The organism is Thermoflexus sp. (assembly GCF_040289485.1).
In the GTDB taxonomy this organism is placed as follows: Bacteria; Chloroflexota; Anaerolineae; order Thermoflexales; family Thermoflexaceae; genus Thermoflexus.
In genome coordinates this window covers 37,167-56,583 of record NZ_PSLG01000002.1, presented here as the reverse complement: position 1 = coordinate 56,583, position 19,417 = coordinate 37,167, and the positions used below count along the sequence as shown (strand labels likewise).

Here is a 19,417-nt window from a genome sequence, read left to right as displayed (position 1 = left end):
GTAGTAACCCAGTAGTAACCCAAGGCATCGGCGATCAGCAGGGGCGAAGCATCCGTGATGGGCAAGTAGCCGATACGCAGGGGCTGGTCGGAACCGCCCTCAGACGGCGAGGAGGGGTGGGTCGTCGGGCCTTGCCCGCCGAAGGAGGCACAGCCAGCCAGGCAGGCGGCGCCGGCCATGCCGGCGGCAAGGGCCCCCGGACCCAGGGCGGCCAAGAGAGCTTCCTGAAGCCGTCCGTTGCCGTCGGGCTTGACGCTGAGCAGCGTGCGGGCAGGTCGTGGGGAAAGCACCAGCACCCGGTGGCCTACCGACAGGGCCTCGCCGATATCGTGGGTGACCATCACCACGGAGATGCCGTCTTCCTCGGCCAGCCGGCGCACCAGCGTTCCCAACGCCTGGCGGGTGGGCGCGTCCAAGGCAGAGAACGGTTCATCCAGCAACAGCACGCGGGGTCGCCGCACCAGGGCGCGGGCCAAGGCGACCCGCTGGGCCATGCCACCCGAAAGCAGGTGCGGCCTCCAATCAGCTACCTCTTGTAGCCCCAGACGCTCCAAGGCCGCCTCCACGCGGCGCGCCACCTCGCGCCGATCGCGCACCACTTCTATATCCGCTCCCCCTCTCCGCCCCGGACACTTTGCCATGACATCGACTGTCTGAAAGCGGGCGTTCCCGGTGGGGGCCGGAGGATCTATCGATCTGGACAACCCCGGCGCTGACGGTTAGAATGTTGTTAGACCATCTGGAGAGACCTTCTGTGCAGAGACGACGGCCACCCTGGCGGGGCGTGGGGTTGTGGATCGTGGCCCTCAGCATCGCCCTGGGGCGCCCGCATGCCTCGTCCTTAGCCCCGATGGTGCGGGTTGGGGACGCCGAGGCAGCGGCGGCGGGGACCTCCAGGCTCTATCTGCCGCTCCTCTTGCAGGAGTGGGGACCCGCGGCTTCCCGGCAGGTGAACGCCCCTCGGCTCTCGGATCCGCTGGGGACGGATTTTGCGCGTATGGCTATCTTCTGGTTCGGCCGGGTGACCCCTACCGCCAATTATGCGGACGTGCGGGTGGCTTACACCGACACTGAACTTGTTGTCTACGTGGCGGTCTTCGACCGCCGCTTGTGGATGGACCCCGATCCCTCCCCGACGTCCCTGACCGCGTGGGACGCTGTCTCCCTCTTCCTCAACCTCGATGGACCGGTGGGCAGCGCGCCGACCGCCGCCGCGTTCCACTTCATCGGCGGATTGAGCAATGCCGACCGCTCCGGGCGCTATCAGGCGGCCTTCCGTGGGGATGGGGTCCGCTGGACCCGTGTCTCCCTCCCCTTCGGCGCCCTCGCCGGATGGCGAGGGGATGCGCTGAACAACAACGGCGACGATCGGGGATGGGCGATGACCTTCGAGATCCCCTTCGCCGCCCTGGGCCGGAACGGCCCGCCGCCGGAGGGAACCCTCTGGGGGCTGGCCCTCATGGTCCACGACCGGGATGACGCGACCGGCACCCCCATCCCGGCGACGACCTGGCCGGAGCGAGCGAGCCCGGACCGCCCGGCCTCCTGGGGCCGGCTGCGCTTCGGCCTGCCCGTCTATGCGCCGCCGGCCGCCCGGCCGGGAGGGACCCTCACCGTCCGACATCGGTTGAACGGCGCCACCGTCCGCGATGCCGCCGTGGGCGGCTATACGAGGTGCGGCAGCGGTCTGCAGGACCTCTGGGCCCAGTGGGGGGAGACCACAGAGGCCTTCTACAACCCCGAGCGCTCGGATTTCAACATCCAGAACCAGGTCGACGTCGCTGACTGGCCCTGCTTCTCGAAGTATTATGTGACCTTCCCGCTGGACGGGCTTCCACCCGGGAAGGCCATCCTCTCTGCCACCCTCACGTTGCACCTGATGGGGAACGGAGGATCCGCAGAGACAGCACCCCGTTCCTGGATCCAGGTCCTCACAGTGAATGAAGACTGGGACGACCGGACGCTGACCTGGAACAACGCCCCTTTGGCGGCCGAGAACGTGGGGGGCGCCTGGGTCGACCCGGTCCGCCAATGGCCAGGCTGGCCCGGCATCCCTTACACTTGGGATGTGACCTACGCCGTCGCCCGGGCCTACGCCAGCGGGCAACCGCTGCGCCTGGTCCTCTATTCGGCGGACGGGGCGTATCACTCCGGAAAATCCTTCGTCTCCTCGGACGTCGAGGACTGGAACGCCGAAGGCCGGCCGACGCTGCGGATCCTCTGGGGGGATCCATAAGAAGCAGCCGGCCTCCACGCCTTCGGGTCCCACCCCCACGGCACCTGTAGCCCCTCGCCACGGGGCTCACCTGCCCAGTGATGGCGGCGGGATGCCGCTGGGCTCTCGGTCATCGTTTTTAAACCATCGTGGACAGCGCGCGCCCCGGTCCTCCACGGTTTCCTAACTTTCTGTTTATCCCCACCAAACCCCCCTTCGCTACAGTGTTGTCAGAACAGCGATCCTCGTCCATCCAGGAGCCAGCCGCCGATGTTGCTGATCGCCCGAGCGCCCGTGCGGATCAGTTTCGCCGGAGGGGGGACGGATTTCCCGGCCTATTTCCGCAAATATGGCGGGCAGGTCCTCAGCGCCACCCTGAACCGTTACGTCTACACGATGCTTTCCCCGGCGCCACGGGCGGCCCATCTGATCTCGGCCAACTACAGCCTGTTCCAGCAATACGCGCCGGACCGGGATGCACTGTGGGACGGGAACCTCTCCCTCCCCCGGGCCATCCTGGAGGCCTTCGGGAACCCCGGTGGGATCGACCTGTTCATTGCCGCCCAGGTCCCTCCGGGCACCGGGCTGGGCTCCTCGGGCAGCCTAGCGGTCTCTATGATCGCAGCCCTGGCGGCGTGGAGCGGATGGAGCCTCACCCGGTATGAGATCGCGGAACTGGCCTGCCAGATCGAGATCGAACGGATGGGGCTGCCGGTCGGCAAGCAGGACCAGTATGCAGCCGCCTTCGGAGGCCTGAACCGGATCCGGTTCGAGGCGTCTGGCGTCTTCGTGGAGCGGGTGCCCTTGGCCCTGGAGGTCCGACAGGCTCTGGAGCGACGGCTCCGCCTGTTTTACACCGGCCAGGCCCGGCCCTCGGCGACCATCCTGAAAACCCAGCAGCAGGCCACCACGGAGGAAGATCCACAGGTCCTGCGCCGGTTGCACCTGCTCAAAGCCCTGGCGGAGGACATGGAGGACTGCCTGACGATGGGCGACCTGGACGGCTTCGGCCGCCTGCTCCACGAGGCCTGGATCCTCAAGCGAGGACTGGCCTCGGCGATCTCCAACGACTTCATCGACCGCTGCTACGCCGCGGCCCGGGAGGCCGGGGCCATCGGGGGCAAGATCACGGGGGCCGGCGGCGGCGGCTTCCTTCTCCTCTATTGCCCGGAGGAGGCCATCGAGCGGGTCACCGAGGTCATGGCCGCGATGGGCCTGAAGCCCATGGATGTGGCTTTCGAGGCCCAGGGCGTGCAGGTCTTCCGGATCGAATGATGGAAAGGCCCATGTGGAGCGAATGGATCGAGGAATACTTCGACGGGGTCCGGCGCGCGCTGGAGGTCCTGCCCCGCGATGTGCTGCTGCAGGTCATCGCCCAGGTGGAGGCCGCCGCCCGGGAGGGGCGCATGATTTTCCTCTGCGGGAACGGAGGCAGCGCGGCCACTGCCTCCCATTTTGCATGCGATCTGGCCAAGGGGACGAGACGGCCTGGCGCCCCGATGCTGCGCGTCGTGGCCCTCACCGACAATGTTCCGCTGCTCACGGCGTGGGCCAACGACACCGATTACCGCCACGTGTTTGCCGAGCAGTTGCGCCCCTTGGTGCGGCCGGGGGACCTGCTCATCGCCATCAGCGGCAGCGGCAACTCCCTCAACGTCCTGGAGGCGGTGCGGGCGGCCCGGGAGGCCGGCGCCTTCACCATCGGCCTCACCGGCTTCCAGGGCGGGCGCCTGCGGGAAGAGGTGGATCTATGCCTGGTGGTTCCCAGCACGTGCATGGAACAGATCGAGGACGTCCATCTCATCCTGCACCACACCATCACCACCGTGTTACGTCGGACGTGGGAGCAGCCTGTACTCGTCGCGTCGATCTCGGAGGAGGAGCGGCTGGCCGATGCGCGCCGTGTTCCTGGATCGTGACGGTGTGATCTGCGAGAACCGCCCGGACCACGTGAAGGGCTGGGCGGAGTTTCGGTTCCTGCCGGGCACCCTGGCCGCCCTGCGGCGGTTGGCGCGGCAGCCCTGGCCCCTGGTCGTGATCACCAACCAGGGGGCGGTGCGGCGCGGCCTGGTCTCCGCAGCGGCCGTCGAGGAGATCCACGCGCGCATGCTCCAGGAGGTCCGCAGGGCCGGCGGGCGCCTGGACGCCATCTACTACTGTCCGCACCTCCCCGAGGAGGGTTGTTTCTGCCGCAAGCCACGCCCCGGCCTGCTGTTCCGGGCGGCGCAGGACCTGGGGATCGATCTGGAGGGCTCCTATTTCATCGGCGACGCGGTGACCGATGTGGAGGCCGCCCTGGCCGCGGGATGCTAGCCGATATTGGTGCAAACCGGACGGGGAGCGGCCCATCGCGCCCTGGTGGCCGATCGCTATCCCTCAGTCCCCATCCTGCACGACCTCCCTGAGGCGGTTGCCTGGATCATGGGCCGGGAGGCCCTCAGGGTCCTTGCCCCAACGTTGCGAGGGATCCATGAGCCGGCTCCCCTGGGTTGAGGCCCTGGATCTCTACATCCGTTCCCAGTCCACCGGATGGGGCGCCTATTTCCTGGAGCAGGCCCTGATGGCCCTCCTGGGAGGGTTGCCGGGGCTCCTAGGCATCGCCCTGCGGGGGGTGGCCTATCGGCTCATCCTGAACGCCCGCGGGTTCCCCTACATCGCCCGAGGGGTGCGGCTGGCCCAGCCCCGCCGCATCACCCTCGGCCGCGGGGTCTATCTGGACGAGGAGGTATATCTGCACGCCTGTCCCAACGGGATCACCATCGGGGATGGGACTGTGATCATGCACGGCTCGGTGCTGCACGTCTACAACTTCCGGGGCCTGCCGAAGGCCGGGATCTCCATCGGGCGGAAGTGCTTCCTCGGGGAATACACCGTCATCCGCGGCCAGGGCGGCGTGATCATAGGGGATTTCGTCTACACCGGGCCCATGGTCCAGATCCTGGCCGTCAATCACGTCTTCCAGGATCCTCACCGTCCGATGGCGGAACAGGGGATCACCGCCCAGGGCATCACCATTGAGGACGATGTGTGGCTGGGGGGCGGCGCCATCGTGCTGGACGGCGTGCGCATCGGCCGGGGGGCGGTGGTCGGCGCGGGGGCCGTGGTGACCCAGGACCTCCCCCCCTACGCCATCGCCGTCGGGGTCCCGGCGCGGGTGATCGGAAGCCGCCTGGAGGGGGCGCCCCCCGTGGAGGGACCTGTCTTCCACGGGGGACTGCCCGTGGCCCAATCCCTGGTCCTGGCTCGCAAGGAGGTCCCATGAGTTCGCTGTCGATCGTGATCCCTGCCTACAACGAAGCAGGAGCCATTGGAACCGTCTTGGAGCGGGTGCTGGCCCTGGGGCCCGCGTTTCGGGAGGTCGGCCTGGAGGAATGGGAGGTCATCGTGGTGGACGACGGCTCCCGGGACCGGACCGCCGAGGAGGCCGCCAGCTACCCCGGGGTGCGCCTGATCCGTCACCCTGTGAACCGAGGATACGGAGCAGCCCTCAAGACCGGCTTCGCCCACGCTCGGGGGGAGTGGCTGGCCTTCCTGGACGCGGACGCCACCTACCCGCCGGAGGCCCTCCCCATGCTCTACCAGATCGCCCAGTCGACGGCGGCCGACCTGGTAGTGGGCTCCCGCATGTCCGGACGGGATTCGGAGATGCCGACGGTGCGCCGGGTGGGCAACTGGATCTTCGCCGCCCTCCTGCGGGTGTTGGGCAGCGCGGCGATCAGCGACAGCGCCAGCGGCATGCGGGTGCTGCGCCGGTCGGCTCTGGAGCGCCTGTATCCGCTGCCGGATGGCCTGAACTTCACCCCGGCCATGAGCGCCCGGGCCGTTTACGAGAACATCCGGATGGTGGAGGTGCCCATCCCCTATCGGGAGCGCATGGGGCAATCCAAACTCCATCCCCTGCGGGACGGGCTGCGCTTCCTCCATGCCATCGTCTGGACGGTGATGACCTACAACCCGGTGCGGGTGTTGGGGTTGACCGGCTTCGGGCTGGGGATGATCGGCTTGGCCTTGGCCGGCAGCGCCGTCCTGTGGCCGGGCTCCACGGGATGGCCCTTCCCCCGCCTGTTCGCCGCTGTGATCCTGATGGCCCTTGGGCTGCACCTTTTCGCCGTGGGCGCCCTGTTCAACTATCTGGTCTCTCTCTTCCACAAGCGGCCGATCCGGCAGGGGTTGTTCGGGCGTCCGTTGCTCCGGCGCCCGCTGGAGCAATGCTTCCTGCCTATGGGGCTGCTCGGCATCGCCCTGGGCATTGCCCTCTACGGATGGGCGACCCTGGCCGGGCTGACCGCCCCCTCCTCCCCGGCCCCGTGGTTCGTCCCCGCGGTCAGCGCCCTGGCCGTGGTGATGGGGGTCGACCTGATCACCGCCGGTCTGCTGGTCCGGGCCCTTTCCGAACTGAGCCGGCGGGAACTGCAGATCCAGCGGGACCTAGCGCCCGACCCAACGGCGACGGCCCCCACCGCCAGGCCCGTTATCGAGGCGCCGACGCCTCTCTCTTCGTGAGGAGAACACCGTGCACTGGATCCCCCAGCTCAGAGGCCTGGCCCTTCTGCTCTCTGCGCTCGCCATCCTGGCCCTCGGGCGCGGGCTACCGTTATGGACCGGGCATGCCCAGACAGCCACGGTGCGTCTCACCCTAGTGATCTCCCCCACCAGCCCGAACCCCTTTGGGGTCGCCCTCGCCGAGGGGGCCCTCAACGACAGGGCCCAGTCCGCCTCCATCCCGGGTCGGTGGGAGGCCTTCACCGTGGCGTGGCAGGGTGAAGCCCATGCGGTCTGGGTTTACCGCCCTGCTGGCTATCCGGCCCACGCACCCTACCCGGTGGTTTATCTTCTCCCGGGCTGGGCGATGGGGCCGGGGATGTGGCAGCGGCCTGAGGTGGAGCAGGTGGCCGAGGCCCAGCGGCTGCTCCTGGTGGCGGTGGAAGGGGAAGGGAGTGTCCCCTCCTATTACGCGATCTATGCCCGCCTGCCTTGGCCGGACGGGCCGGAGTGGCGGGTTTCGTTCTATGACTGGTTCATCAACGGTGTGGTCCCGTGGGTGGAGCGCCGCTACGCGGTGCGCCGGGAGGCTGGGGGACGGGCCCTGCTGGGCTTCTCGATGGGAGGAAAGGGAGCCTTCTCCCTGGCCGCCCACCGGCCGGACCTGTTCGCCGCCGCTGTCTCTTTCGGTGGGGTGATGGATCTCCAGGCCCATGGCTCCCAGGCGGTGCGCATGGTCTACGGCCCGCCGGAGGAGGCGATACGCTACGCGGCCGACAACCCCTTGGATCTCGCCCCCAACCTGATGGGAGTGCGGCTGTTCCTGTTCCACGGCGCCGCCGACCCTGAGGTCAGCCCCGAGCAGGGCCGCCGGATGCACGAGACCCTGAGCGCCTTGGGCTATCCCCACCACTGGGAGGAGATCCCCGGCGTTGGCCATGAGATCCCCCCCGCGGCCCTCGCCCGCGCCTTCGCGATGCTGGGGAAGGCCCTCCGGGAGCCGCGCCCGCCACCGCCCGCCTGGCGCTACCGGTTCGCTATGGCCCTCCGCCGGACCATTTACGGATGGACGCTGGTGAAGACCCGCCCTGAGGTCTGGTCCGAGATCCTCCAGGCCTCCCCGGAGGGATTCATGGTGCGCACCCACGATGCCCTGACGGTGATCACACCCTCCCTGTATCCGCGTCGCGCCCGGGTCCGGGTGCAGATCCTGGATGCCGAGAGGGGCAGCGAGTATGCCGCCTTCGTCCGCATCTCTCTCAACGGCCGCCTGCGGCTGACCCTGCCCCCTGGCTCCTGGTGGGTGATCCTCACCCCCCTCACCCCGCAGCCCACCTCGGCCCTCAGCGCAGCGGGCCCTCCGGGGGCCTTCCTGCGCCGGCCGGGCTGTCCAGAGGAAGATGTGCCGTGCTATCGGATCGGGCCACCTTAAATCGCCCCTCTCTGCTCGGTCTGCCGTCATGTCTTACAGTCATGTCTTACAAATTCCTATCCATTTGATCCCCGCCACCTAACCTGTATCGGGGAAGATCAGGGGAGAGGGCCTCATACGTCGTTGCAAAGGAGGGCTGAGGATGGCCACACACACGCCGGTTGAGATCATCCCAGAAGAAGAATTGCGGCGGAACCTCGGGACGCGACGGATCCCGCCGTTGCCCCCGCCGCGTTTCCCGGACGCAAGCCCGGTGATCCAGCGGCTGCGGCCGCCGCGCTCCCCCGAAGCCGTGGATGTCCTCCTGGCGAATCCGCCCTCCCCGGATGGGGCGATCTGGATCCGCAGCCAGCATCGGGTGGGACGCCGCTCCCGGGAGAACATGATCTGGCCTCAGGTCAGCCTGGCCCAGATGGCTGCCATGCTCCATCCGGATTACAGCGTGGAGATCGTCGACGCCATCGCTATGCGGATGGACTGGAAGGAGTTCGAGGCGCTGCTCCGGCGCAAGCAGCCCAAATACTACATCACGCAGGTGACCGCTCCCACCCTCACCAACGATATGTATGGGGCCTTCCTGGCCCGGAGCCTGGGGGCGAAGACCATCGCCTTCGGCACCCACGTTACTCCCATGCCCATCCCGACGATGGAGGCCTACCCCGCCCTCGATTTTGTCCTCCGTGGCGAGCCGGAACTGACCCTGCGCGAACTGATCGACACGCTGGAGGGCCGGGTCCCCGAGGGGAAGATCCACCGGCTGTTCGTGGACAGCGATCCGACGTGGCAGCCGCTCAACGCAGGGGAGACGGCGGCGCTGCCCCTGGAGGAGAAGCTCGCCCGCATCAAGGGACTGGTGTGGCGACGGGAGGGCCAGGTGATCGTCAATCCAGATCGCCCCTTCATCCGGAACCTGGACGACATGCCGCTGCCTCTCCACCACCTGCTCCCTCTCTACCATTACCGGGCCCCGCTGATCCGCGGCCCCTATACCTTCATCGTCACCAGCCGGGGGTGCACGGCAGGATGCACCTACTGCATCAAGCACGTGAGTTATCAATATTCCATCCGCCTACGCTCCCCGGAGAACATCGTCGAGGAGATCCGTCACCTGGTCGACCTGGGGATCCGCAACATCCATATGTATGCGGATCTCTTCACGATCAGCCGCGAGCAGGTGGTAGGGCTGTGCGACCTGCTGATCCGCGAGGGGATCCGCATCCGGTGGACTTGCAACAGCCGCGTGGATTATGTGGATCGGGAGATGCTGCACAAGATGGCCCGGGCCGGTTGCTGGCTGATCTCGTGGGGGATCGAGTCGGCCAACGAACAGATCCTGAAGGGGGTGCGCAAGGGCTACCGGCTGGAGCAGGCCCCGCAGGCCCTGCGCTGGGCGAAGGAGGCAGGGATCAAGAACTGGGGCTACTTCATCATCGGCCTCCCCGGAGAGACCGAGGAGACCATCCGCCAGACCATCGACTTCGCCAAGTCGCTGTCCCTAGATCTCGCCCTCTTCCACATTGCCGCCCCGTACCCAGGGACGCCCTTCTTCTTCCAGGTGGTGGAGAACAACTGGTTCCGGCCGGGGACGGCCTGGGAGGAAGTGGACATGGACCGTTCGACCGTCCTGGATTACCCGGGGTTGTCGGCGGAGCGGCTGGAATACTGGCAAAAGCGGGCCTTCCGGGAATGGGCCCTGCGCCCCGGGCCCATCCTCACGTTCCTGAAAGGGGCGATGGATCCGGCGGTCCTGGGCTCCGCCCTCGAGGTGGCCACCCGGCACGTCCGATGGCTGCTGGGGATGGAGTGAGCCGGCGGGTCCTCCAGGGCCGACCGCTCGGCATCCCGGCGCGGAGACTGATCCGATGGGGCTCCAATCTGCGGATCTGCGATCTTCTTTCACCCCGACGGGCGCCCCGCGGCTGCCTTGGCTGACCCCCATGCGGGGCCTGGCCATCGCTATGATTGTCTTCTACCATGTGGTGATCCCCATTTACGGGATCCCGTGGTTCGCCCATCCGCGGAACGACTGGCCGGATCTGGCCGCCCGGGTTGCCCAGTTGCGCCCGCTCCCCCAGGAAAGCCCTCTCCATTTCATCCTGGCCAACCTGTTCCGATATCTGGGCTGGATCGGTTACCAGGGGACAGGGGTCTTCCTAGCCATCAGCGGCTTCGGGCTCACCTGGGCACTGGTCAGCCGCTCCCGGTCGGCAGCCATTGACCTGCGGGCCTTCTATATGCGGCGGTTCTTGCGCCTGTTCCCGCTTTACTGGGTCGGCCATCTCTTCTTCTTGATCTTCAACAACCTGAGCGGATGGCGGCCTTTCTCGCCCCTCGATCCCCGCTTCGCCCTCAGCCTCCTGGGCCTGCGCTTCCTGCCCGATGTGTTTCATTTCATCTCGCCGGCCTGGTGGTTCATCGTCCTGATCATGCAACTTTACGCTGTCTTCCCCCTGCTCTGGGCCGCCCTGCGGCGGTTCGGCCTGCTCCGCTTCTGGATCGGCGCTGCCCTGATCGCCTTCGCCAGTCGGTGGGTGGGGTTCTTCCTTCTCCCCGTAGATCGCGAGATGTGGTCCCGCGGGCTGCTCTTCACATCTCGGCTGGCGGAGTTCGGGCTGGGGATGGGGCTGGCCTGGTGGGCCGCCGGGGACCTCGCCCGTGTGGAGGGCCTTTTCCGGACCCGAACGTCTATGGCGGCGCTGGCCCTGTTGTATGGGGCCGGCCTGGCCCTCTCCTTCACCCGGCTCGGGGCCGTCTTCGCCCCCACGCTTCTGACGATCGCCATGGGCGGGTTCATGATCTGGATCTGCCGCGACTTGCTCCCGCGCCTGTCGCCGCTGCAGAACCTGCTGGCTGGGATGGGAAGATACTCTTACGGCATCATGGTCTTCCATCAGCCCATCCTGTGGTCCTTCATCGTAGGGACCTGGCCGCTGGCCCTCTCCCTACCCGTTCGCCTGCTGGCCATCGGCGTGGTGGTGGCGGGGATCGCCCTCGGATCCGCCGTCGTGGAATCCGGGGTGAATTGGCTCCTCCAACGCCCGCCCCTCAGCCGTGTCTTCCCGCCGCCGGGGCCCTACGCCATCGCCCCGGCCCTGGGGAGCGCCGAACGGCTGGAGATCTCGCCTCAGAACCCGCTTCAGTAAGGAGGATGACAACCATGCGTATTGCCCGTTTTGCCATTCGCAGCAGCCTTCCCATCGGCTCGGGGTTGTTGCTGGTGGGGCTCCTGGCCGCCGGGATGCTGGCCATGGCCAGCCGTGAGACTCCGGCCGCCAGAGCCCAGGGACCCGGCCTCATCACCCACACGACCGTGGCCGATTTCCAAGCCCCATGCGCCATATCCAGCAACATCTCGGTAGGCAACGTCGCCGGCGGCGAGCTCCACCTCACCGCCAGTGTAGAGGACGACTTCGACGGGGCTACCGTGGACACCACCCGCTGGATCACCGATATTTCGAACCCCGCTGCCGGCCCAACTCAATCTTTGCTAATAGCCAACGGCCGCATCACCCTGAACGGTGTTTACCTTCGGTCCGTTCTGACCCTCACCCAGCTCCCCCGCTTCTTTGAAGCGCGGGCCCGCTTGATGCAGGCCCCCAACACCTCCGGATCCGTCGATCTGGGATTCTACCGGGAGAGGGGCCCGCTCTACAATCCCCCCAGTCGCACCAGCTCGATCCGCCTGTTCATCCTGGGGAACGGTGATCCCAACAACCTGATCGCACGGGCTCGGGATGACGGGGGAGATATCGTCGATGTCGACATCCCGGATCCCGATGTGACCCAGTTCCACGTGTTCCGGATCGAGTGGGAGCCCGGCGCAACCCGCTACTATATCGACGGCAGTCTCGCGACAGTGATCCCCTCGGTTACCACGGTGGTCACATCATGGGTCTTCCTCTACCATCAAACGCCCATCTCCTATGGCACAACCCCTATGGACATCGACTGGGTGCGGGCCGGTCAGTATGCTCTCAACGGGACCTATACATCTTGTCCTCAAGATGCGGGGCAGCAGGTGCAATGGACGACCATCTCATGGGACGCGACCGTTACGGGTGTGACCGCTTTGGCCGTCCGGGTCCGCACCTCCTCGGACGGGGTGAGCTGGTCTTCTTGGTCAAATCCCCTTCCCTCCGGGCCGAATAACATCCCGGCGGCCCTCGCCTTCGCCCGCTACCTTCAGTATCGGGTGGAGATGACCACGACCAACCCCATGTTCTCGCCAGAGGTGCGTGAGATCGCCATCGGTTATAACGAACTGGCGGACCTCGCGGTGAGCAAAAGCGCTGCCCCCGATCCGGTCCTCGCAGGAGAGTGGTTGACTTACACGATCCGGATCACCAACAACGGCCCCCTGGCCGCGGCCGCCGTGCGGGTGACGGATACCTTGCCCGGCGGTGTGACCCTCCTTAGCGCCTCGGCCTCCCAGGGGACCTGCAGCGGGCCGGTCTGTGATCTCGGGACGCTAGCCGCCGGTGCAACGGCCGTGGTTACCCTCTCCGCCCGGATGAACGCGAACACGCCGGCTGGGCCGCTGACGAACACCGTCGTCGTGGGGACAAACACGCCAGATGACCCGGCGAACAACACCGCCACCGCCACCACCACCATCCAGACCCAGGCCGACCTGGCGGTGGCCATGGCCGACGACCCCGATCCCGTGATCGCCGGGAATCCCCTCACCTACACCGTCCAGGTGACCAACGCCGGTCCCTCCGACGCCCAAAACACCCGCATCCTGCTCACATTGCCCGACGGCCTGACGATCCTCGGCTTTGCCCCCTCCCAGGGGTCCTGCACCGGAACCACCTGCAACCTGGGGACATTGCCTGCCGGCAGCACCGCCACCGTGGTCGTCCGTGCCCGCGTCAACCCCAGCGTCCCGCCAGGAACCTCCAACGCCCAGGCCCAGGCCACCACCGACACCACCGACCCCAACCCCAATAACAACACCGCCACCGCCACCACCACCATCCAGACCCAGGCCGACCTGGCGGTGGCCATGGCCGACGACCCCGATCCCGTGATCGCCGGGAATCCCCTCACCTACACCGTCCAGGTGACCAACGCCGGTCCCTCCGACGCCCAAAACACCCGCATCCTGCTCACATTGCCCGACGGCCTGACGATCCTCGGCTTTGCCCCCTCCCAGGGGTCCTGCACCGGAACCACCTGCAACCTGGGGACATTGCCTGCCGGCAGCACCGCCACCGTGGTCGTCCGTGCCCGCGTCAACCCCAGCGTCCCGCCAGGAACCTCCAACGCCCAGGCCCAGGCCACCACCGACACCACCGACCCCAACCCCAATAACAACACCGCCACCGCCACCACCACCGTCACGGTGGAGGCGGATCTGCATCTTTCGATGTCCGGCACGCCCGATCGGATCTTCGTCGGCGAGATCGTCACTTACACTCTTGTTGTGACCAATGCCGGCCCCTCGGCCGCCCCGAATGCCACCATCAGCTTCACCCTGCCAGCGGGGATGCGTGTGGAGCGAGCCTCCTCGCTGTGTTCGGTGGAAACCGCCCGTTGCAACCTGGGGACGCTGCCGGTGGGCGGCGAGATCACGATCACTCTGGAGGTGCGGGCGGAGCGGTGGACCGCGTCCACGGTGGTGATGCGGGCGGAGGCACGGTCCGATGGGATGGACCCGACACCGGCAACCGCGGAGGTCCCGACGGCGGTGTGGCTCCGGCTGTTCTTACCGTTCGTCAGCCGGGGCGGCTGAGCCATCGAACAGAGCACATCCAAAGCGCAGGCTGGAGAGGGGAAGGCCCCGGCGGGCGTTCCCCTCTTCTACAGGTCTGAGGGACGATGAAGCCGATCACGCGACGGCAGTTCTTGAAACTGGGCGGGGCAGCGGGGCTGACTGTTGCTGCAGCGGGCGTCCTGGGCGGCTACCGGCTGTGGGCGCAGGTGGAAGGCACAACGCCTCCCTTCCATTCGCCCTTCCAGGAGCCCCCAGATCGACGCTGGCCATTCAGCGCGGGGGAAGCGCCTATCCTGTTGATCCTGAACGAACGGGCGGATCCGTCCACCGGTGCCTACCTGGCGGAGATCCTGCGGACGGAAGGCTTGAATGTCTTCCGGGCGGCCCCGCTGTCCGCCCTACGGGAAGAGGTCTTGGCGCGGTTCTCCCTCGTGCTGCTGAGCGCGGGGCCTCTGGATACCTCCCAAGGGGAAACCCTGCGTCGCTACGTGGCGGAGGGCGGGCGGCTGGTGGCGATGCGTCCCCCAGCCTCCCTAGCTGACCTCTTCGGAGTGGAGCCGGCGGCCGGCCAAACCGTGGACGGCTACATACGGATCGACCCCACGCCTGCTTTCGGACAGGGGTTTCCCCGCGAACGGCTACAGTTCCACGGAACCGCCGATCACTACCGGCCGGCCGGCGCCGAGACCCTGGCGTGGCTCTCCAGCAAGACGGGCGATCTCCCCTTCCCTGCCGTCGCATGGCATCCCTTCGGGAGGGGACAGGCTGGGATGTGGGCTTTCGACCTGGCGTGGAGCGTGGCCCTCACCCGCCAGGGAGATCCGCTGCGGGCTGACCAGGAGCGGGACGGCCTGCGCGGCGTGCGTGCCCACGAGCGGTTCGCCGGCTGGATCGACCTGGATCGCATCGAGATCCCCCAGGCCGATGAGCAGATGCGCTTGTTGAGCCGGATGATCGCCCGGATGCTTGCCGACCGGCTCCCGCTCCCGCGCCTCTGGTATTTCCCCGAGGGAGCCCTCGGCCTCCTGGTTGCCACCGGAGATGCCCACAACATGCCGCCATCGGCCGTTGAGGAGGTCCTGGGCCGGGTAGAAGCCCGCGGCGGAACCTTCAGCGTCTACTATGCGCCGCTGCTGCGGAACTCCCTGCAACGGGCATGGCAGCGCCTTCTCTATACAATCGAGCGCGCGGGATCCCACATCGTCCTCCCCGAACACGTCCGCGGCTGGCGGGCGCGGGGCCATGAGTTCGGGTTGCATCCGTATGTCGAGGAAGGTTTGGAGATGGGGTGGCGTCGGTATTGGGAGGTCTTCACTGGGATGGGTTATGGGCCCGTGCCGCCGACCGTGCGCACCCATCGCGTCCTGTGGAGCGGGTGGGTGGAGACGGCACGGGTGCAGGCAGCCCTTGGGATCCGCATGAACCTGGACTTCTATCACATCGGTCCCACGTTCCGAAAGGCCGACGGGGAATGGGCCTTCGGGTATTTCACCGGCAGCGGGCTGCCCATGCGGTTCGTCGACGCCCAGGGGCGGGTGCTGGACATTTTCCAGCAACTGACCAACGTGGTAGACGAACACTTGATCGGCTGGACGATCCCCGAGGCCCCGCGCCTCCCGATCCCGGAGGCGGTGGCGATCGTCCGGCGCCTGCTCGCGGACAGCCGGGCGGGCGTGTGGGGGGCTGTGGGCCTGCAGGCCCACGTGGACCCCTTCGCCATCGGCGGGGAGCCCGCCGCCCGCCAGGCCGCCTGGCTGGAAGGGATCCTGGACGCCGCCGTCGAACACGGGATCCCTATCTGGTCCGCCGAGCGCTGGCTGGCCTTTCTGGAAGCCCGGGAGGCCCTCCGGCTGGAGCCGATCCGCTGGGATCCGGTGGGGAAGCGGCTCTCTATAGGAATCCGTGCAGATCGCCCACCGCCAGCCTCGGTCTGGATCGGAATCCCGGCTGAGATCCCGGGGGGTCGCCTGGTGCAAATGGCGGTCGACCGGCTGCCAGTCATATGGCGGGAATGGACATGGCGGGGGGATCCCTACGCATGGGTCCCCTTCCCCGGCGGTGCAGGGGTTCTCCAGGCACAATACGGGTGAGCCTCACCCCATTCCACCAGCCGTTGACAAACGGTCTTCCTCTTAGTTAGAATATGGTTGGTTTGATTTCAATTGAAAGGAGAGCCGGATGCGCTGGCAGAATGGTGGCCTGGGGCTCGCGATGCTGGTGGCTCTGGCCTTGTGTCGGGGGCAGCCTTCGGCGATGCCGACGCCCGCCCGGACGCCTGCGCCCATGGACCGCTCTCCGGTCGGAGGGCCTTCGCCGATGGGGCCCACGGTCGAGACCTGGGTCGCTCCCCCTGTGCCGTCCCCCTCCGGCCCAGCAGAAAGTTCGCTGACAGGGACAGCCAGCCAGCCCTTCCGGCTCTACCTCCCACAGGTTTTCCGGAATTTCTTCAACTCCCCTCCGGATGAGTGGACCCAGCACGCCCACGATGCCCAGCGCACCAGTTTTACGAACGCCGTCGTCCCGCCCCCCTGGCGCTGGAAATGGGCATGGAACGGGCCTGACGCCCAAGGCCGGGTCGCCCCAGGCAAGTTCCGCCTCCCTCGCAACAGCCAGCCCGTCACCGGCGGCGGGCGGGTCTACATCGCAGCGGGCTCCCGGGGGGTCTTCGCCCTGGACAATCGCAATGGGGCGGTGATCTGGAACCGCAACCCCGGCGGCGCCGAGATCCGCTCCACCCCGGCCTACGATCCAGACACCGGTTCCCTGTTCATCCTCTCGACCAACGGCACCCTCTATCAACTCGATGCCGCCACCGGCGAGGTCCGTCGACAGTTCGCCACTGGCGCCTCCAGCGACCTGCCCTTGCCGCCCGCCCTCTGGGGGGACCGCGTGTTCTTCTCCATGGGGAACCGGGTCTACGCCCTCTCCAAAACCGACCTGCGCGTGATCTGGTCCTACGACGCCGGGGTCCCGGTCCACACCCCGCCGGCCTACTCGCCCACCTGGAACCTCGTGGTGGCCGCCGACGCCAACCTCTACGTCCATGCCATCCGCAACACCGACGGCTCACGGGCGTGGCGTGTGAAACCGACCCCGCGGGCCCCCGGTGATCCTGGCGCTTCCTCATATTTCGCTGAAGTGAGGAACGGCTGGCCGGTGATCGCCGAGGGCCATGGCCTGGTGCTTATCAAACTACGGCTGGATTGGCAGGCGATGTGGAACCCATGGAATCCGTGGCCAAGGGACAACGCGACGATGCGCGACGGCCTCGCCCGGCAGCCGGAGTGGCAGGCCTTGCTGGCCCTGCGTCTCCAGGACGGAGTGCCGGCCTTCATCGCCAACGTCGGCCACGGGGGGTGGGGCAACGGCGGCTACCTCCCGATGGGACCCCAGCCGGTGATCAAGCGGTTCCCGAACGGCCAGGAGGTGGCCTATGTGGTGATGCGCGGCTCCCCCTGCTTGCAGGACCCCTGCAACGGGCAGTGGGATTCCCGCCTGGGGGAGATGGTGCTGGACGACACCACCGTCCCCGGATACCGGGCCGGATACGTCCGTTTCATGCAGAACACCTTCTTCCCCACCGACGAGCAGGCCAACTTGTCGATGGCCGGTGATTTCATCTTCGGCGGCCACTGGATGTTCGGGCTAGCCCATGAGATCCTGGACCGCTCTCCCGACCGCGGGACGGGGGCGAATCCCATCACCACCCGCAACCTCCCCCATATCATCGTCTCGGCCAGCAATTGTCCCTTCAGCCCCAGCCATTACTGCCCCGATCGCCTGGTCCAGGATGGAGACCCTCGCACCATCCCCGGCGGCTTTTACATCTACTACGGCCAAGGGCAGGTTTATGATCAATACTGGACGGAATACGCCACCTGGGTGGTCAGCCAGAACACGATTTACTTTGTGAGCGGCGATGGGGCCTTGGTCGCCCTGGAGCACGGCGATCCCACCTCGGTCTCCAGGGTTCCCGCCGGATCCCCGGCCGTTTCATCCGCGGCCCCCAGCGAGGATCCGCCGGCGGCGATCCGGGACGAGGACCCGACCCCGATCTCCCCCTTCGAGGCGGGGCGCTTCGTGGGCCGGGTGAAAACAGTAGAGGGAACCATCTACGATGTCTTCAACAACCGTCAGGCGGTCTATCTGGGGCTCCAGCGCCCCTATGTCGAGGGCTTCAAGGTTCGGATCCCGAGGGCCGACTGGGCGCGTTTCCCCCAGCAGCTCCCTGATCGCCTCTACCGAACCGGCCAGCGGGTTCAGGTCACCGGGCGCATCGAGTGGTATCACGGGGTCCCCGTGATCGTTGTGCACAGCCCTTCCCAGATCCGCCTTCTAGATCCCCTTGCGGAGATCGCTCAGGGGCGTTGAGTTTTGCTCAAGGATAGACCCCGTCCAGCGGTCGGCAGGCCGTCCGGTAATCGTAGAGAGTTCGCACGGTCTCCTGGCCGGCCCGCCCGATGCGGTCCGCCCGCGCTGGATCCCGCAGGAGGCCCAGGAGGGCCTCAGCGAAGGCGGGTCCATCATCGGCCACCAGGAGGTTCTCCCCGGGGCGGGCGGCCAGGCCCTCGCAGCCGATAGAGGTGCTCACCACGGGGATCCCCCGGGACCAGGCCTCCAGGATCTTCACCCGGATCCCGCTGCCGGCGCGCAGCGGGACGATGAGCGCTGCGCTCTGCCGCCAGTAGGGGGTCGGATCGGCCACGAACCCGAGGAGATGGATCCGGGGATCGCGCGCCGCCCAACGCTGGAGATCCGCCGGGGGCCGCGCCCCGACCACGAAGAGCCGGACATCGGGCTCAACGGCGCAGAGACGCGGCCACACCTCCCGCAGGAACCAACGGATCCCCTCCGCGTTCGGGGGCCAGTAAAGCCCGCCGATGTGCAGCAGCCCCTTCGACCCGGGCTCCCGCGGGATGGGCGGGAACTCCCCTGGGTCGATTGCGATCGGCATCTCCACCGCATGGAACGGGCCGCCGGCCGCTTCCTCGAGCGCCTCCCGATCCGCCGCGCTGACCACCAGCACCGTGTCGAAGGCTCGGCAGATCGCCCCCTCGTAGGCCTTCAGCCGCCGGGCTTCCCACCGCGCGAACCACCGGATCAGCCGCCAGCGGGCCGTCTCCGCCAGCCGCGCCGGGATCCGCCAGACGGCGTTGTGGGCGTCCAGGACCCGCCGGATCGGCAGGGAGAGGGCATAGGGCGCCATGTTCAGTTGATCAGCATGGACGGCGTCGAAGGGGTCTTTCCGGTGGAGCCGTTCGATCAGCCGGTAGAAAGCCGGCGCGTGATCCCGGGCGATAAGGAAGGGTTCCCCAGAGTAGACGGCGCGCATCAGCGCCATGAGATCCCGCTCGCGAGAGCGCCGGAGGCGGACAGTGTGCACCGCCTCGCAATAAGGGCGAAGGGCTTGGATGTAGGCTTCCTCCTCGACTCGACGGAGGAAAGAGACCAGGGTGATCCGATGCCGTCGGCTCAAATAACGCAATGTGTAATACGTCTTGATCTGGGGGCCGCTGACCGGCGGGTAGGGCAGCACCTGAGTGAGCATCAGGACGCGCATGCGGATCCCTCC

At 67.4% G+C, this 19,417-nt stretch carries 14 protein-coding genes; 12 read left to right on the top strand and 2 right to left on the bottom strand.

What is annotated here, in order from left to right:
• Positions 1-596: ATP-binding cassette domain-containing protein (locus tag C4313_RS00730; RefSeq protein ID WP_352427961.1), on the bottom strand; the 596-nt coding region annotated here is incomplete at its 3' end.
• 158 nt (positions 597-754) lie between these two features.
• Between C4313_RS00730 and C4313_RS00725 the strand changes: the two genes are divergently transcribed.
• The 12 genes from C4313_RS00725 (at position 755) to C4313_RS00670 (ending at position 18,216) form a co-directional block, all read left to right on the top strand.
• Positions 755-2,236: a DNRLRE domain-containing protein gene (locus C4313_RS00725; protein ID WP_352427960.1), complete on the top strand. Its 1,482-nt coding sequence runs from the start codon at positions 755-757 to the stop codon at positions 2,234-2,236.
• A gap of 249 nt (positions 2,237-2,485) precedes the next feature.
• Positions 2,486-3,490 (top strand): GHMP family kinase ATP-binding protein, encoded by a 1,005-nt coding sequence (locus C4313_RS00720; RefSeq protein WP_352427959.1) that lies wholly within the window; start codon positions 2,486-2,488, stop codon positions 3,488-3,490.
• A gap of 11 nt (positions 3,491-3,501) precedes the next feature.
• The gene (locus C4313_RS00715; RefSeq protein ID WP_352427958.1) at positions 3,502-4,134 is read left to right on the top strand and encodes a D-sedoheptulose-7-phosphate isomerase; all 633 of its coding nucleotides are present in this window, start codon (positions 3,502-3,504) and stop codon (positions 4,132-4,134) included.
• Positions 4,109-4,528, top strand: a complete 420-nt coding sequence (locus C4313_RS00710; protein ID WP_352427957.1) for a D-glycero-alpha-D-manno-heptose-1,7-bisphosphate 7-phosphatase — start codon at positions 4,109-4,111, stop codon at positions 4,526-4,528. The genes C4313_RS00715 and C4313_RS00710 overlap by 26 nt, the downstream gene beginning before the upstream one ends.
• 157 nt (positions 4,529-4,685) lie before the next feature.
• The gene (locus tag C4313_RS00705; RefSeq protein ID WP_352427956.1) at positions 4,686-5,477 is read left to right on the top strand and encodes an acyltransferase; all 792 of its coding nucleotides are present in this window, start codon (positions 4,686-4,688) and stop codon (positions 5,475-5,477) included.
• Positions 5,474-6,718, top strand: a complete 1,245-nt coding sequence (locus C4313_RS00700; RefSeq protein WP_352427955.1) for a glycosyltransferase family 2 protein — start codon at positions 5,474-5,476, stop codon at positions 6,716-6,718. The genes C4313_RS00705 and C4313_RS00700 overlap by 4 nt, the downstream gene beginning before the upstream one ends.
• A gap of 10 nt (positions 6,719-6,728) precedes the next feature.
• Entirely contained in the window at positions 6,729-8,129 is a 1,401-nt protein-coding gene (locus tag C4313_RS00695; RefSeq protein WP_352427954.1) for an alpha/beta hydrolase, read from the top strand.
• A gap of 142 nt (positions 8,130-8,271) precedes the next feature.
• Positions 8,272-9,936 carry a B12-binding domain-containing radical SAM protein gene (locus C4313_RS00690; protein WP_352427953.1) on the top strand — a complete coding sequence of 555 codons (1,665 nt, stop codon included), beginning with the start codon at positions 8,272-8,274 and terminating at the stop codon, positions 9,934-9,936.
• Positions 9,937-9,991: 55 nt separating this feature from the next.
• Complete coding sequence (locus tag C4313_RS00685) at positions 9,992-11,272, top strand: acyltransferase family protein (RefSeq protein WP_352427952.1); 1,281 nt, start codon at positions 9,992-9,994, stop codon at positions 11,270-11,272.
• A gap of 14 nt (positions 11,273-11,286) precedes the next feature.
• The gene (locus tag C4313_RS00680; RefSeq protein WP_352427951.1) at positions 11,287-13,863 is read left to right on the top strand and encodes a hypothetical protein; all 2,577 of its coding nucleotides are present in this window, start codon (positions 11,287-11,289) and stop codon (positions 13,861-13,863) included.
• 86 nt (positions 13,864-13,949) lie between these two features.
• Positions 13,950-15,935 (top strand): twin-arginine translocation signal domain-containing protein, encoded by a 1,986-nt coding sequence (locus tag C4313_RS00675; RefSeq protein WP_352427950.1) that lies wholly within the window; start codon positions 13,950-13,952, stop codon positions 15,933-15,935.
• A 226-nt stretch (positions 15,936-16,161) separates the two neighbouring features.
• Positions 16,162-18,216: an outer membrane protein assembly factor BamB family protein gene (locus tag C4313_RS00670; RefSeq protein WP_352427949.1), complete on the top strand. Its 2,055-nt coding sequence runs from the start codon at positions 16,162-16,164 to the stop codon at positions 18,214-18,216.
• Positions 18,217-18,223: 7 nt separating this feature from the next.
• Here C4313_RS00670 and C4313_RS00665 read toward each other — a convergent pair whose 3' ends face one another.
• Positions 18,224-19,405 carry a glycosyltransferase gene (locus tag C4313_RS00665; protein ID WP_352427948.1) on the bottom strand — a complete coding sequence of 394 codons (1,182 nt, stop codon included), beginning with the start codon at positions 19,403-19,405 and terminating at the stop codon, positions 18,224-18,226.
• Positions 19,406-19,417: the final 12 nt, after the last annotated feature.

Excerpts from the sequence above, each read along its gene's own strand:
- C4313_RS00700 (WP_352427955.1), top strand. The coding sequence starts at position 5,474 with ATGAGTTCGCTGTCGATCGTGATCCCTGCCTACAACGAAGCAGGAGCC.
- C4313_RS00675 (WP_352427950.1), top strand. The coding sequence starts at position 13,950 with ATGAAGCCGATCACGCGACGGCAGTTCTTGAAACTGGGCGGGGCAGCG.
- C4313_RS00685 (WP_352427952.1), top strand. The coding sequence starts at position 9,992 with ATGGGGCTCCAATCTGCGGATCTGCGATCTTCTTTCACCCCGACGGGC.
- C4313_RS00665 (WP_352427948.1), bottom strand. The coding sequence starts at position 19,405 with ATGCGCGTCCTGATGCTCACTCAGGTGCTGCCCTACCCGCCGGTCAGC.
- C4313_RS00690 (WP_352427953.1), top strand. The coding sequence starts at position 8,272 with ATGGCCACACACACGCCGGTTGAGATCATCCCAGAAGAAGAATTGCGG.
- C4313_RS00680 (WP_352427951.1), top strand. The coding sequence starts at position 11,287 with ATGCGTATTGCCCGTTTTGCCATTCGCAGCAGCCTTCCCATCGGCTCG.
- C4313_RS00710 (WP_352427957.1), top strand. The coding sequence starts at position 4,109 with ATGCGCGCCGTGTTCCTGGATCGTGACGGTGTGATCTGCGAGAACCGC.
- C4313_RS00715 (WP_352427958.1), top strand. The coding sequence starts at position 3,502 with ATGTGGAGCGAATGGATCGAGGAATACTTCGACGGGGTCCGGCGCGCG.
- C4313_RS00705 (WP_352427956.1), top strand. The coding sequence starts at position 4,686 with ATGAGCCGGCTCCCCTGGGTTGAGGCCCTGGATCTCTACATCCGTTCC.
- C4313_RS00720 (WP_352427959.1), top strand. The coding sequence starts at position 2,486 with ATGTTGCTGATCGCCCGAGCGCCCGTGCGGATCAGTTTCGCCGGAGGG.
- C4313_RS00670 (WP_352427949.1), top strand. The coding sequence starts at position 16,162 with ATGGGGCCCACGGTCGAGACCTGGGTCGCTCCCCCTGTGCCGTCCCCC.